The organism is Franzmannia qiaohouensis, from assembly GCF_031451695.1.
GTDB lineage: Bacteria > Pseudomonadota > Gammaproteobacteria > Pseudomonadales > Halomonadaceae > Franzmannia > Franzmannia qiaohouensis.
The window spans coordinates 1-12759 of sequence record NZ_JARWAM010000014.1; the positions used below are offsets into that span (position 1 = coordinate 1).

Here is a 12759-nt window from a genome sequence, read left to right on the forward strand (position 1 = left end):
CGCCGTTGGAGGTCTACGCCGAGGTACTCAAGAAATCGGTCGCCGATCCGAACACCATTCAATAGCGTTGCGCTTGGTCATTGAGACCGCCCGACATTAAGAAACTGATTTATATAATCGTTACCACCTTTAATCCAATCATCAGAGAAAACAATCAGTGTATGAACACCGTTAGCCCCATCATTAACCGATAACTCCACTCCGGGAAGTAGCCCAATGCCTCGCTTGCGCGCGGCTTTTCGCATGGCTTTGAATTCGCCTACATCGAACTTATTATGGTTAGTGATGACCCCAAGCCCGACTCCTGCCGATTCGAGCTTTTCGACAAAAGCACCGACGAACGCGTTGTCGTCATCTTCATATCTGAATTCCTTGTCGGCCTTAGTGTGAAGATGGAAATCACTTCGCATCCAAACACTGCCATACTCGAACGGATTAATCTTTGGCATGCGGCTCTCTGAGTAGGGCTGTTGTTCCATATTCTCCAACCATGACGAACGATATTACTCGCCTAACACCGATGAACGTGCCAGTTGCCTTAGACACCATGTCCGCTTTGGGTCGATAGCTGTCATTCGCTCTCCCCCTTGTAAAAGACCAACCTACCCGCAATCTCCTCCATCCCCTCTGCCGGCTGCTCATAACTCCACGCCACATCAGCCTGATCGCCAAACGAGAAGTACGCGGCATCGCCCTTGAAGGGGCAGTGGGTTTCGGTATCAGAGTCGGTCAGCAGGTCCATCCTTACATCATCGCGGGGGATGTACTGCCGCGGCGGGTAGCCGCGTTCGCGAAGCTCGATGGCGCGGGTGGTGTCAGCGAGTAGGGTGCCATCAATGATGACTCGCACGCGTCGGGCGTGCGGGTGCAAGGTGATGCGGGGCTCATTGGAAGCCGTTGGCATAAAGCCATCCCTTACGTATTGGCGTTATCGTTATACTGTTATGAGATTCAGCCTAGCACCCAAAGCTGGTTTGTCCCATTCTGGCCATCAACGGGCGCCTCGATATCCGCTCTTCGGGCTGGCTACGATATAGGGGAAATGCATGCAGCCACCGGTTATCCAGGACCTCGGCCCCTATGCGGGTTGGCGCCGTCGCCTTTACCTGATGCTCGAGCCCACCGCTCGTGACTCCCCTGGGCTATCGGTCACCAACCGCTTCATCGCCGTCCTGATCATCCTCGCAACGGCACTGACCGTTTTAGAGACGGAGCCGGTCGTTCGAGCGCTTGCGCCAAGCCTCTTCGTCACCGCCGAGACAGTGCTGGCCTTGGCGTTCCTGGTCGAGTACGTCGCGCGTGTGATCGCGGCTGGCGAAGATCCCCGGTATCAAGGTCTGGCTGGGCGCTTACGCTTTATGGTCAGCCCATGGGCGATCATCGACCTGCTCGCTATCTTGCCGTTCTTCCTCACCATGGGGGCAGTCAACGCCTTCGCGTTACGTCTGCTCAAGCTGATCCGGCTGCTCAGGCTTGCTCGCTTGGGGCGCTTCTCCAACGCGATCGGCGATCTCTATCAGGCGGTGCGCGGACGCCGCTACGAACTCACAGTAAGCCTGATGGTGGCTGTGGCGCTGCTTATCGTCACCAGCAGCGTGATCTATGTCCTGGAAGCCAGCCATCAGCCCGAGGCCTTCGGGAGCATACCGAGGGCACTCTGGTGGAGCGTGGCCACACTCACCACGGTGGGCTATGGGGACGTGACGCCGGTGACCGCGGCTGGACAGCTGTTTGCGGGCCTGACCGCCATCGTCGGCATCGGCATGATCGCCATGCCGACCGGCATCCTGGCTGCTGCCTTCAGCGATGCCATGCAGAAACGTCGGGAGCAGGCTGAAAGCGACAATAAAGAGTGACAAGAGGGGGAGCGGGGAATGGCACTTCGATTTCGTCAGCGCATCCGTATTGCTCCAGGCATTAGCCTGAACCTCAGCAAAAGCGGGATCGGGGCCTCAATCGGCCCCCGAGGCGCCAAGGTAAGCGTGGGGGTCGCGGCGTTTATGGCAACGTGGAGCTACCGGGTACCAGCCTAGTCTACCTGAGCAGGTGCTTGCGCTTGCCGATGAGTGTATCGATGTCGGACCCGCAGCACCGACGTTGGCGGAGCAAAGAAGGCTATCCCGGCACCAGCGGCGAGCCTATTGGGCAGTGTCCTCCTGGCTGAAGGGCAAATCTTTCAAGAATAACGCCACATAACACATCTACAGGATTTCAAGGCGCCTGTAAACACATTCTAATTCTCTAACATAATACGTTTTTGGCCCTTTTTCTCATCTTCTCGAGCGTTGGCAGGTGATTACTCTTATCGAGCATCTTTTATACAGATGTGGTCCTTCAAGACCGTCCGCCTAATTAAAGTTAGCAATCGGACTTTTTATAGCAGGGAACATAAGGGAATACGGAATGAAAAAGACAGTACTCGCTGTATCTACAGCCGCTCTTTTCGGCGCTTCTGCCTCTACTCTGGCTGCTACACCGACTTTCTACGTCGGTGGCCAGCTTGGTTATCAGAACGTCGACATGGAAGAAAGCGAAACCTGGCAAGGCGGCTCTTTCAGCCAAGACTACTCAGTTTCTGGCCTGGCTGGCGGCCTCTTTGCGGGCGCCCGCTTTGATGTGACTCCGAAGGTCTTCCTCGCCCCTGAAGTCAACATCGGCACCTCCAACGCTGATGGCGGTTGGACCAACGGCAGTGGTAACTTCTTCGAGTTCGAAGCCAAGAACTCTTACGGCTTTGCCGTGCTGACTGGCTACAGCCTCGCGGATGCCACCGACGTCTACGCTCGCCTGGGCTACCAGCGCACCAAGTTTGAAGCAACCTCCGGTGGCCCCAACCTTGACAACGCAAGCGCAAGCGACACCTTCGGCGGCTTCCGCTACGGCGTCGGTATGGAAACCGCTATCGGTGCTCAGACCGCGCTGCGCCTCGACTGGTCACAGACCCGCTACTCTAGCGAGTCATACGATGGTGGCTTCAATAACACCACCACCTTCGATCCGACCGAGAGTCTGTTCCAGGTTGGTATCGTTGTAAGCTTCTAATCGCGCTAGCTCCTTACTAGCAGTTTGCGATAGCTCGCTATTTGACGTTTGAGAAGCGATGGCAGATCTCTGCCATCGCTTCTTTTTCATCTTCACGGCTCCAAACAATTATCTGTGTCGTCGTCTACACGAAACACCTAAACTCCTCGCTATCAACTTCATCATGTCTTTCCCAGATCATTAGCAGTCAGCCATTCGCTTTCTATATCGCACCGGTCGCTTGGTCTACCATCACGCCAACATGGCCATGACAATGCCAGAAAGCTGATAACACTCTGGTCAAAGCAGTGCGCTGGGGAAAAGCTCCCACCACAAGTCAGACAGCGTTTTTATCCGTTCATGGCCGGTGTGGGCCCGTCGAGGCAGCGGTGGAGCTTACCGCTGCACTGGCTGAGGGACTGTTGGCGCGCTGACGCTCGGAAGTTGCCGAGTCAGGGAGTATCTGACGCGGCTTCGCCACCTTCCGGGCCGTAGAAGAACACCCAGGTGGCGAAGTCATCGGTGAAGTCTTCGAAGCGGTGATCGACACCCGCCGGCACGAACAGCACCTCTCCGGCCTCGAAGGGCCGTCGGGTGTCGCCGTTGACGAAATGGCCCGAGCCGGAGATAACCACGTACACCTCGTCTCGGGTATGCGGCAATTGACGATCAACGCCGTCCGGCTTGTAGACCTCGACCTGCAGCGAGCCGTGCCGGACTACCTCGGCAAAGGGCACTCCGTTATTTTCCTGCAGCGTCTTCAATGCAGCCGATGGGATCAGGCGCTCCATCATGGTCTCTCCCCAGTAGGTTTAAAGGTTCCTGTCCGTTCACCGGGCAGGGGCAGGCCGGAACCCACCACTTGGTAGCGAGTGCTTCGCCCTCCTCCCGGCAGTTTCTCCAGGCAGCCCTTGGCCAGCAAGTCGGAAAGATGGCGGGTCGCGGTGGCCTTGCTGACCTTGGCGACCTTCTGATACTGGGCAGCGCTGATGCCGCCCTCGAAGCCACGCTCTCCCCCCTCCAGCAACCGATTGAGCACCTTGACCTGCTCCGGCAACAGACCGGCTTCGGCGAATTGCTGCCAGAAGCGGGTCTTGGCCAGAGTGCGCTCGATGCCGGCGAGAGCGTCTTCCAAGGTTTGCAGCAGGATATCGAGAAACCAGGCCAGCCAGTCGCTGAGATCCGTCGTGCCACGCTGGCTGCTTTCGAGCACTTGGTAGTAGTCCTGGCGCTCGGCCAGGATCGCGGCGGACATGGTATAGAGGCGAATGCTCTGCCGGTCGGCCTGGGCTAACGCCCGGTCGGCAATGGCGCGGGCCAGGCGGCCGTTACCATCCTCGAAGGGGTGCAGAGTGACGAACCAGAAGTGGGCGATACCGGCACGCAGCAGGGGGTCTAGGGTAGGATCGTGGCGGCTCGCGTCGAACCACGCCAGGAAGGCAGCCATTTCATCACCCAGCACTGCGCGAGGCGGGGCTTCGAAATGCACCTTGGGCTTGTCGAGACGGCCAGAGACGACCTGCATCGGTTCCTCGCCCCGCCACTCTCCTACCCGCAGCCTGACCAGCGATGCCTCGCCATCGGGGAACAGCCAGCGATGCCACTGAAAGAGCCGCTCGCGGGTCAGCACCGTATCCGGCGAGCCAATGGCGTCCATCATCATGTCGGCCAGACCTTCCGAACGCGATGACACAGCCTTCATCTCACCCTCCACGCCGAGGCGTCGTGCCAGGGAGGAGCGTACCGAAGCGGCATTCAGGCGCTCCCCCTCGATGGCCGAGGAGGTGATGATGTTCTGCAACAGTGTATCCAGCGTTACTGCCGGATCATCGTCGCCGGGGAGGGAACCTACCCTTCCCAACAGCATCCCGAGAGACCGCCAGGCTGCCTGCAGGCGAGGCCGAATCACAGCGGCACGCCAGTGGAACGCAGGCCAGTCGGGCTGCTGCCAGATCCAGGTTGGTGTCGTCATTGAAGCATTCATGGCGGTACCCTGAATGACGCGACGAGCCGAATGATTGCATTATTCGGCTCACTTAATGAGCCGAATTGTCGTCCGGTTCGGCTCATGGGTCAAGCAGGACTTATCTGCTGAGCTGCGGGACAAGGAGCGCTTCACACCGAGGCGCTGAGTAGCGCCTCTCACGCCACGGGCGGGCTTCCGGGTGCCTCGGCAATGGCGCGGGCCCTGTGATCGAGAGCCGGGTTTTCTGATAGCTGAGGGGTGCGCTACACTCCTATCCTCACCCTTCATCATGAGGTGTTCGTCCAATGCGCCATTGATGCCGCCGTCGGTATGACGGCCAGTCTCCACCGGCCCCTATCGCAGGGGGAGGACTAGGCATCGCAGGAATAGCGCATGACGAAACCCCATCTCGTACTTCAGGACGTATCCCTCGTTCTGCCAGACGGCAGAGCGCTTTTCTCCGGCCTCCACGAGCAGTTCAACCTGTCCCCGACGGGGCTCGTGGGACGCAATGGCGTGGGCAAGACCTTGCTGGCACGCATCCTTGCTGGATTGCTACAGCCCACCACCGGGCACTGTCGACGTTCCGGCAGCGTCCATTACCTCGCCCAGCTAGTGGCGCATCCTGATCATGCAACCGTGGCAGAGCTGGCGGGGGTACGGCACACGCTGGATGCGCTGGCGCGCATCGAGTCAGGCAGTACGGCAGCGGAGGACTTCGATGCCGTGGGCGATGACTGGGACATCCAGCCGCGGCTGCGCCTGGAACTTGAGCGCAATGGCCTGAGCCACCTTGACGCCGAAACGCCCGCAGGTGCTCTTAGCGGCGGTGAGGCGATGCGAGTTTCGCTGATTGGCGCCATGCTCTCGGGAGCGGACTTTCTGATCCTCGATGAGCCGAGCAACCATCTCGACCGGCCGAACCGCCAGGCGCTGATCGAACAGCTGCGACGCTGGCCGCGTGGGCTGATTGTGGTCAGCCACGACCGGCAGTTGCTGGAATCCATGCAGCGCATCGTGGAGCTCTCTTCTCTGGGGCTGCACAGCTACGGGGGTAACTACTCGTTCTATGCCGCGGCCAAGGCACACGAGCGACACAGCGCCCTGGAAACGCTGGCCGAGCGCAAGCTCGAGCGCCAGCGCCAGGCACAGGCGATGCGCAATCAACTGGAACGTCAGGAACGGCGCCAGGCACGCGGTAAACGGCTCGGCAAGGAGGCCAATCAAGCCAAGGTGCTGCTGGACGCGCAGAAAGAGCGCAGCGACGTATCGTCGGGCACGCTGCGCAAGCACCAGGCGGCCTGCTTGGCACAGCTCAACCAGCGCGTGCGGGACGCCGCCCAGCAGGTTGAAGAGGAGACGCCGATCGCCCTGCATGACATCCCCGTCGCACAGGCAGCCAAGCGTCGCGTGGCCGAACTGGATGGCGTGGAGCTGCCTTACATAGCCGGCGCCACCCGCCATATCAGCCTGATCGTGAGCGGGCAGCAGCGCATCGCTATCGTCGGCCCCAACGGCTGTGGAAAGTCCACGCTGATGCGCTTGATGGCAGGCAGGGGGGCGCCCTTGGCCGGTGCCTGCAAGGTGACCTCCGAGTGCGCATACCTGGATCAGCGACTGCAGAACCTTGACCCGGAAAAGACAGTGCTCGAGCAGTTACTGTCCGCCAATCGTATGTCTAGCGAGGCGGAGCAACGCATGCGCCTGGCGCAGCTGGGGCTCAATGCGCAGAAGATCGCCACACCCAGTGAGTCACTGAGCGGGGGTGAACGGTTGAAGGCGGCTCTTGCCTGCATACTCTACGCCGATACATCGCCGCAGCTGCTACTGCTCGATGAGCCGAACAACCACCTGGATTTGCCCTCGGCACAGGCACTCGAGAGCATGTTGCGTAGCTACCAGGGCGCATTGATGGTGGTGTCGCATGATGACGCCTTTCTGGATAACCTCGGACTAACGGATCGCTTGCTGGCTGATGAGCAAGGCTGGAGGTTGGAGTCACTCCAGTCATCCGATTGACGCCCACGGCAAGGAAGGCAACAACGATGCACCATAACTCATCCTCCGACTCCCGCGCCGGTGCCCCCGGCGCGCCCAAACTGACGACACTGGGCGGCCGCAGCGTGCTCTTCGTGATGGCGGCCGAGGCCGAGTATGGCCCGCATCTCAGGCAGCGTTTTACCCCGTTCATGACTGGCGTGGGCCCGGTGGAAGCGGCGGTCGAGCTCAGCGCTGCGCTGGCTAGCCTGGCCCATCGCGAGCGCCTGCCGGAGCTGGTAGTGTCGTTGGGTTCGGCGGGCAGCCGGGTGCTGGAGCAGACCGAGGTCTATCAGGCGACCAGCGTCTCCTACCGCGACATGGACGCCACGCCGCTGGGCTTCGCCAAGGGCATCACGCCCTTTCTCGACCTGCCGGCGACGCTTCCGCTGCCGCTGCGAATTCCCGGCATTTATCAGGCCACGCTCTCCACCGGCGCCAATATCGTCTCGGGCGCGGCCTACGATGAGATTGCGGCCGAGATGGTGGAGATGGAGAGTTACGCTTGCCTGCGCGCCTGCATGCGCTTCGAGGTGCCGCTGGTGGTGCTGCGCGGCATTTCAGACGGCAAGGCCGAGCTGCACCACGTCGATGACTGGACGGAGTACCTCCACGTCATCGACGAGAAGCTGGCATTGGCCGTCGACCGCCTCGGCGAGGCGCTCGCCGAGGGGTTGTTGGCACGCTGAGTGGTGGAATCAGCCGCCCTGCACGACGCCACAGGCGACCCGGTCGCCGGCACCGCCGATGGGCTGGCTCATGTGGTCATCGGGGTTTTCGTGGATGACCAGCGCGCTGCCGTCATCGTCAAGCATGTTGCCACCGACGCTACCATCGAGGCTGGCCCGTTCATTAAACATCTCGACCATCGCGCTGCCGTCGCTGTGGACGTAGAAGTTGGGCAGGTCGCCGGCATCCGGGCCGGATGGATTGAGGAAACCGTGCTCTGAGTCATCGGGATTGAGGTGGCCACCCGAGGCCTGGAACCCCTCCTCGTGATCCTCGCAGGTACCGACGCTGTGGATGTGAATGGCCTTCCAGCCCTCATCCAGGCCATCGATGCTGAAGTTGAGCACCACCCCGGCCGGGCCCTGACCGATCGTGCCCTCGCCTACCACCTCGCCGTGGTTATCGACGAACTCGACGCTGGCCGTCGGGCCGTTGCCCTCCTCGGCCATGCTCGTCAGGGAGAAGGCCCCAAGTGTCAAACCGATCAGTACTGCATGTCCCTTTTTCATAATGCCTCCATATGGCTGAACGACCTTTGTTGGCCTCCCCCAGCATAGTCGCTGGGGGCATGAATCACATCCGAGGATGGTATGGTGCGAGGGAACCCCAGCCGACTGATCAACTACCATGCCCCAGGTCAACATCACCGTGATCTCCGACGCCATCTGCCCGTGGTGCTTCATCGGCAAACGCCACCTCGACCTGGCCTTGGCGGAACTGCCCGAGGACGTCACCGTAGCGGTGGCCTGGCACCCCTTCGAGCTGAATCCCGACATGCCCGCCGAGGGCCTGTCGCGGCGTGACTACCGTACCGCCAAGTTCGGTTCCTGGGAGCGCTCCCAGGCGCTCGACGCCCAGGTGGAGGCTGCCGCCGAACAGGCCGGTATCGAGATTCACCATGAACGCATGACGCGAACGCCCAATACCTTCGACGCCCACCGGCTGATCTGGCTCGCCGGGGAACATGGCGTCCAGTCGGCGGTGGTCGGCGCGCTATTCCGGTGCTACTTCGTCGACGGGGAGGACATAGGCGACGGCGCGGTACTGGCCAACGCCGCACGAGAAGGCGGGCTAGCGGAAATCGACATCCCCGCCTTTCTCGCCAGCGACCAGGGCCGAGCCGAGGTAAAAGCCGGCCTCGATGAGGCGCGGCGCCTGGGCGTGAGCGGCGTGCCCACCTTTATCTTCAACGGCACCACCGGCCTGTCGGGCGCCCAGCCGCCCGAGGCACTGCGCCAGGCGATTCTCGAGATCGCTGGCGGGAATTGATGGCCCGGGTGAAAGGGACGGCTCATCCGACAACCGCAGCTGCCCCAGGGTAGGTGCGTCCCTGGTAAATTCATCCACGACCACCTTCGTCCGCGATCAACCACCTGGAGTCCCTTCATGTCTCGCGCTATCGAAATTCCCGCTGCCGACGGCACCATCGACGCGTATATCGTCACCCCCGGCAATGCCGAAGGCCCGCTTCCGGCGGTGGTGCTGTTCACCGATATCGGCGGCCTGCGTCCCTGCTACCACGAGAAGGCCCAGCGCATCGCAGACAACGGCTACGCCGTGCTGATGCCCAACGTCTACTACCGCGATGCGAGTGGCCACATCGTGCCGGAGGGCAAGTCGTTCCGCGACCCGGACGTGCGGCCGACGCTGCTCGAGTATGCCGGCCATCTGACGCCCGAGGCGCAATCCCGTGACTTCGTCGCCCTGCTGGCGTGCATCGATGCCCAGGCCGAGTTCGCCGGCGGCAAGCTGGGCGTGGTCGGCTACTGCATGACCGGGGCCTTCGCACTGCGCATGGCGGCCGAGCACCCCGAGCGCGTTGCCGCTGCAGCGGGTTTTCACTCGGCGCGGCTGGCGGAGGCCGACGATCCCCACAGCCCAACCCACCTGGTTGGCACCATCGAAGGGCGCGTCTATTTCGGTCACGCCGACAAGGATGAGCTGCTGCCACCCGAGCAGATCGCCCGCATGGACGAGGCGCTGGCCGCCGCCGGCGTGCACTTCACCACCGAGCTCTACAAGGGCGCCGCCCACGGCTTCACGGCCAAGGACGCGCCCTCCTTTGACGCCGCCGCCAACGACCTGCACCACAAGCGGCTCGCTATGCTTCTGGAGGAGACGCTCAAGGCTTAGGAGGATTACCAAGCGACTAGCCTGCATGCGACTGCAGACGAGTTAGAGACTTGGTCAGCCAGGGGAAGGGCAATTGATTTATCGACATTATAATGTCGATAAATGGACAAAACGATACTATATTGACGATATGAGAATGAGACATGTCACCCTGAGCCCCAAGGCCTCCCTCTCGCTTCGCCTCTTCGCTGGCTTGATCGAAGAGGGGAGATTACGCAAGGGTTGGACCCGCGACGAGCTCGCTGAGCGGGTAGGCGTTGGTGTAGTGACGATACGACAGGTGGCCAAAGGCTCCCCCAAGGTGGCCATCGGGACTTACTTCGAAGCAGCGGCTCTGGTTGGCGTATCGCTTTTCACCGATGACCTCGACAGCCTGAAGCGCGAGCATGGCAGCCAATGGGAGCGGCTGACATTGCTACCCAAGCGCGCCAGCCGCAAACCGGAAGAGTCTCTGGATGACGACTTCTAGCCAACGTGCCTATGTTTGGGTCTGGCTGCCGAATCAGACCTCCCCCATCAAATACCAGACTCACGAACATCAGGACGCCAGCCTGGCGGAACTGCAGGAGGCTTCTGAGTATATCGAGGCTGGGGAGCCACTTCCTCCTGCTCTCGAACAAGCCATCCAACATGGCAGCAGCATCGGCGGTGCCCGACCCAAGGCCCTCTTGAACGATAAGGAGCGCAAACTGGTCGCGAAGTTCTCTTCCAGCACCGACCTCTATAGCGTGGTGAAGGCGGAGTTCATGGCTATGCGACTCGCCAGGCTCGTGGGCCTCGATGTGGCTCCTGTCGAGATGACCCACTCGCTGGGCAAAGACGTACTGTTGGTGGAGCGCTTCGACAGGATACAAACTACCGGCAGTTGGTCCCGAAGGATCGTTCTGTCAGCACTGACTCTGCTGGGGCTGGATGAAATGATGGCTCGCTATGCCAGCTATGAGGCTCTGGGCCATCTCATTCGCGCGGAGTTCGATCAGCCTGGACCAACGCTACGTGAGTTGTTCGGGCGTATCGTCTTCAACGTGCTATGTGGCAACACCGACGATCACGCCCGCAATCATGCCGCCTTCTGGGATGGGAAGACCTATCGCCTGACACCCGCGTATGACATCTGCCCCCAGTCCAGAACCGGAGGAGAAGCTACCCAAGCGATGCTGCTCCATGGCCAGGAGAGACGCAGTCAACTGGTCCACTGCCTGGAAGCGGCAGCGCAACTTGGCCTGACCCAGGTGCAAGCCCACGAGATCATCGGCCATCAGCTCACCACGATTCGAGAACAGTGGGACCGCGTTTGCGAGCAAGCCGAATTAAGCCGGGTCGACCGAAGCTATCTATGGGGTAGGCAGTTTCTTAACCCTTTCGCGCTAGAGGGATATACCTCATGACCACTGACCCCAGCGCCTCGCCTGCCATCGACCTGGCTGCGTTGCTCGCCGCCCAGCGCGCGGCCTATCGCCTCGACGGTGCGCCTTCGCTTGCCGAGCGGCGCGCCAACCTTGCAAAGCTTCGCGCCGCGCTGATCGACAACCGCACCCGGCTCGAGGAGGCCATCAACGCCGATTTCGGTCATCGTTCACGTCACGAGACCAGCATCATGGAGCTCGGCAGCACAATCAGCGGGATCGACTACCTGCACAAGCACCTGCGCCGCATGATGCGCCCGGAAAAGCGCCACGTGGCCGTTCATATGCAGTTTGGCTCGGCACGGGTGGAGTACCAGCCGCTGGGCGTCATCGGGGTCATGGCGCCGTGGAACTACCCCTTGGTGCTCGCCGTGATGCCGCTGGCGACGGCGCTCGCGGCCGGCAATCGGGTGCTGTTGAAGCCGTCGGAATTCACCCCGACGATAAACGCACTGCTCGAGGAGATACTTGGCGCGCTGTTTTCGGCAGAGCAGGTGGCGGTGGTCAACGGCGATGCGGCGGTTGGCGCGGCCTTCTCCGCCCTGCCGTTCGATCATCTGGTCTTCACCGGCAGCACGACGGTGGGGCGCAAGGTGATGCAGGCGGCCAGCGAGCACCTGGTACCGGTGACGCTGGAGCTGGGCGGCAAGTCGCCGGTCATCGTCGAGAAGGGCCATCCACTCGACCATGCCTGCGCGGGTATCGTGTTCGGCAAGCTGGTGAGCGGTGGCCAGACCTGCATCGCCCCCGACTATGCCCTCGTCCATGAGGATGACCTTGCCGGGTTCCTCACCCATTACGAGGCGGCCGTGGTAGCCGCCTACCCCGACGGCCCGGCGAGCGAGGATTACACCTGGGTGTTCAACGACCGGCATCTGGCCCGCCTCAACGGCCTGCTGGAGGATGCCCGCGCCAAGGGCGCGACGCTGCGCGAGATCGGCCGCGAGGCGCCGGGTGTGAATCCCCGCGCCATGCGCCCATCGCTGGTGCTCAATGTCAGCGACGACATGACCATCGCCCACGAGGAGATTTTCGGGCCGATCCTGCCGGTATTTACCTATCGCACGCTCGGGGAGGCCATCGACGTCGTCGAGGCACGCCCCCGCCCGCTGGCGCTCTACTACTTCGGCCACGACAAGGCGGCGCAGCGCCAGGTGCTCGACGGCACGACATCGGGCAACGTCACCCTCAACGGCACGCTGCTGCACATCGCCCAGGACGACCTGCCGTTCGGCGGCGTCGGCGCGAGTGGCATCGGCGCCTATCACGCCATCGAAGGCTTCCGCCGGCTGAGCCATGCCAAGGGGATCTACGTGCAAGGCCGCTGGAACGTCACGACGCTGCTGCGACCGCCATTCGGCAAGATGGCCGAGCGACTGCTGCGCTTCGTGCTGCGCTGATTCGGCTATACGCCCCGCGTCATTTGCCCTGGCCGCTGCATATGGCTAGGGTGGTTTCATCATGCTC

At 61.6% G+C, this 12759-nt stretch carries 14 protein-coding genes and 1 pseudogene; 10 read left to right on the forward strand and 5 right to left on the reverse strand.

The annotated features are described in order from the left end of the window. Window positions 1-98 precede the first annotated feature (98 nt). Together QC821_RS21790 and QC821_RS17135 are read right to left on the reverse strand one after the other, a co-directional pair. Window positions 99-293: pseudogene (locus QC821_RS21790) on the reverse strand (hypothetical protein); the annotation flags it as partial. A 278-nt stretch (window positions 294-571) separates the two neighbouring features. Beyond that, window positions 572-904, reverse strand: coding sequence for a DUF427 domain-containing protein (locus QC821_RS17135; RefSeq protein ID WP_309724052.1), 333 nt, complete (start codon window positions 902-904; stop codon window positions 572-574). 142 nt (window positions 905-1046) lie between these two features. On the opposite strand from QC821_RS17135, the gene QC821_RS17140 reads away from it, so the two are divergent. The 3 genes from QC821_RS17140 (at window position 1047) to QC821_RS17145 (ending at window position 3042) form a co-directional block, all read left to right on the forward strand. Further along, a complete protein-coding gene (locus tag QC821_RS17140) occupies window positions 1047-1856 on the forward strand; it encodes an ion transporter (RefSeq protein ID WP_309724054.1) in 810 nt (269 codons plus the stop codon). 18 nt (window positions 1857-1874) lie between these two features. After that, on the forward strand, window positions 1875-2033 hold the full coding sequence (locus QC821_RS21755) for a DUF4236 domain-containing protein (protein ID WP_422720125.1): 159 nt from the start codon (window positions 1875-1877) through the stop codon (window positions 2031-2033). A gap of 370 nt (window positions 2034-2403) precedes the next feature. Next, window positions 2404-3042 (forward strand): outer membrane protein, encoded by a 639-nt coding sequence (locus QC821_RS17145; RefSeq protein WP_309724055.1) that lies wholly within the window; start codon window positions 2404-2406, stop codon window positions 3040-3042. Between the two features lie 431 nt (window positions 3043-3473). Here the strand turns inward: QC821_RS17145 and QC821_RS17150 are convergent, their stop codons facing one another. Both QC821_RS17150 and QC821_RS17155 read right to left on the reverse strand, forming a co-directional pair. Further along, window positions 3474-3815 carry a cupin domain-containing protein gene (locus tag QC821_RS17150; protein WP_309724057.1) on the reverse strand — a complete coding sequence of 114 codons (342 nt, stop codon included), beginning with the start codon at window positions 3813-3815 and terminating at the stop codon, window positions 3474-3476. After that, window positions 3812-4993 (reverse strand): Fic family protein, encoded by a 1182-nt coding sequence (locus tag QC821_RS17155; protein WP_309724059.1) that lies wholly within the window; start codon window positions 4991-4993, stop codon window positions 3812-3814. The genes QC821_RS17150 and QC821_RS17155 overlap by 4 nt, the downstream gene beginning before the upstream one ends. A 387-nt stretch (window positions 4994-5380) precedes the next feature. On the opposite strand from QC821_RS17155, the gene QC821_RS17160 reads away from it, so the two are divergent. Both QC821_RS17160 and QC821_RS17165 read left to right on the forward strand, forming a co-directional pair. Then, on the forward strand, window positions 5381-7006 hold the full coding sequence (locus QC821_RS17160) for an ABC-F family ATP-binding cassette domain-containing protein (protein ID WP_309724060.1): 1626 nt from the start codon (window positions 5381-5383) through the stop codon (window positions 7004-7006). A gap of 26 nt (window positions 7007-7032) precedes the next feature. Beyond that, window positions 7033-7713 (forward strand): 5'-methylthioadenosine/S-adenosylhomocysteine nucleosidase, encoded by a 681-nt coding sequence (locus tag QC821_RS17165; RefSeq protein WP_309724061.1) that lies wholly within the window; start codon window positions 7033-7035, stop codon window positions 7711-7713. Window positions 7714-7722: 9 nt separating this feature from the next. On the opposite strand, the gene QC821_RS17170 is transcribed toward QC821_RS17165, so the two are convergent. Beyond that, window positions 7723-8262: a superoxide dismutase family protein gene (locus QC821_RS17170; protein ID WP_309724062.1), complete on the reverse strand. Its 540-nt coding sequence runs from the start codon at window positions 8260-8262 to the stop codon at window positions 7723-7725. Window positions 8263-8380: 118 nt separating this feature from the next. Here QC821_RS17170 and QC821_RS17175 point away from each other — a divergent pair, with 118 nt between their 5' ends. The 5 genes from QC821_RS17175 to QC821_RS17195 all read left to right on the forward strand — a co-directional run bounded on the left by QC821_RS17175 (window position 8381) and on the right by QC821_RS17195 (window position 12692). Continuing rightward, window positions 8381-9022, forward strand: coding sequence for a DsbA family oxidoreductase (locus QC821_RS17175; protein ID WP_309724064.1), 642 nt, complete (start codon window positions 8381-8383; stop codon window positions 9020-9022). Window positions 9023-9139: 117 nt separating this feature from the next. Beyond that, complete coding sequence (locus QC821_RS17180) at window positions 9140-9886, forward strand: dienelactone hydrolase family protein (protein ID WP_309724066.1); 747 nt, start codon at window positions 9140-9142, stop codon at window positions 9884-9886. Between the two features lie 136 nt (window positions 9887-10022). Further along, window positions 10023-10355, forward strand: coding sequence for a helix-turn-helix transcriptional regulator (locus QC821_RS17185; protein WP_309724068.1), 333 nt, complete (start codon window positions 10023-10025; stop codon window positions 10353-10355). Continuing rightward, entirely contained in the window at window positions 10342-11274 is a 933-nt protein-coding gene (locus QC821_RS17190; protein WP_309724069.1) for a type II toxin-antitoxin system HipA family toxin, read from the forward strand. The genes QC821_RS17185 and QC821_RS17190 overlap by 14 nt, the downstream gene beginning before the upstream one ends. Then, window positions 11271-12692, forward strand: a complete 1422-nt coding sequence (locus QC821_RS17195; RefSeq protein ID WP_309724071.1) for a coniferyl aldehyde dehydrogenase — start codon at window positions 11271-11273, stop codon at window positions 12690-12692. The genes QC821_RS17190 and QC821_RS17195 overlap by 4 nt, the downstream gene beginning before the upstream one ends. Window positions 12693-12759: the final 67 nt, after the last annotated feature.

Coding starts and splice junctions, on each gene's coding strand:
- QC821_RS17170 (WP_309724062.1), bottom strand. CDS start 8,262: ATGAAAAAGGGACATGCAGTACTGATCGGTTTGACACTTGGGGCCTTC.
- QC821_RS17180 (WP_309724066.1), top strand. CDS start 9,140: ATGTCTCGCGCTATCGAAATTCCCGCTGCCGACGGCACCATCGACGCG.
- QC821_RS17190 (WP_309724069.1), top strand. CDS start 10,342: ATGACGACTTCTAGCCAACGTGCCTATGTTTGGGTCTGGCTGCCGAAT.
- QC821_RS17160 (WP_309724060.1), top strand. CDS start 5,381: ATGACGAAACCCCATCTCGTACTTCAGGACGTATCCCTCGTTCTGCCA.
- QC821_RS17140 (WP_309724054.1), top strand. CDS start 1,047: ATGCAGCCACCGGTTATCCAGGACCTCGGCCCCTATGCGGGTTGGCGC.
- QC821_RS17165 (WP_309724061.1), top strand. CDS start 7,033: ATGCACCATAACTCATCCTCCGACTCCCGCGCCGGTGCCCCCGGCGCG.
- QC821_RS17155 (WP_309724059.1), bottom strand. CDS start 4,993: ATGACGACACCAACCTGGATCTGGCAGCAGCCCGACTGGCCTGCGTTC.
- QC821_RS17185 (WP_309724068.1), top strand. CDS start 10,023: ATGAGACATGTCACCCTGAGCCCCAAGGCCTCCCTCTCGCTTCGCCTC.
- QC821_RS17195 (WP_309724071.1), top strand. CDS start 11,271: ATGACCACTGACCCCAGCGCCTCGCCTGCCATCGACCTGGCTGCGTTG.
- QC821_RS17145 (WP_309724055.1), top strand. CDS start 2,404: ATGAAAAAGACAGTACTCGCTGTATCTACAGCCGCTCTTTTCGGCGCT.
- QC821_RS17150 (WP_309724057.1), bottom strand. CDS start 3,815: ATGATGGAGCGCCTGATCCCATCGGCTGCATTGAAGACGCTGCAGGAA.
- QC821_RS17135 (WP_309724052.1), bottom strand. CDS start 904: ATGCCAACGGCTTCCAATGAGCCCCGCATCACCTTGCACCCGCACGCC.
- QC821_RS17175 (WP_309724064.1), top strand. CDS start 8,381: ATGCCCCAGGTCAACATCACCGTGATCTCCGACGCCATCTGCCCGTGG.
- QC821_RS21755 (WP_422720125.1), top strand. CDS start 1,875: ATGGCACTTCGATTTCGTCAGCGCATCCGTATTGCTCCAGGCATTAGC.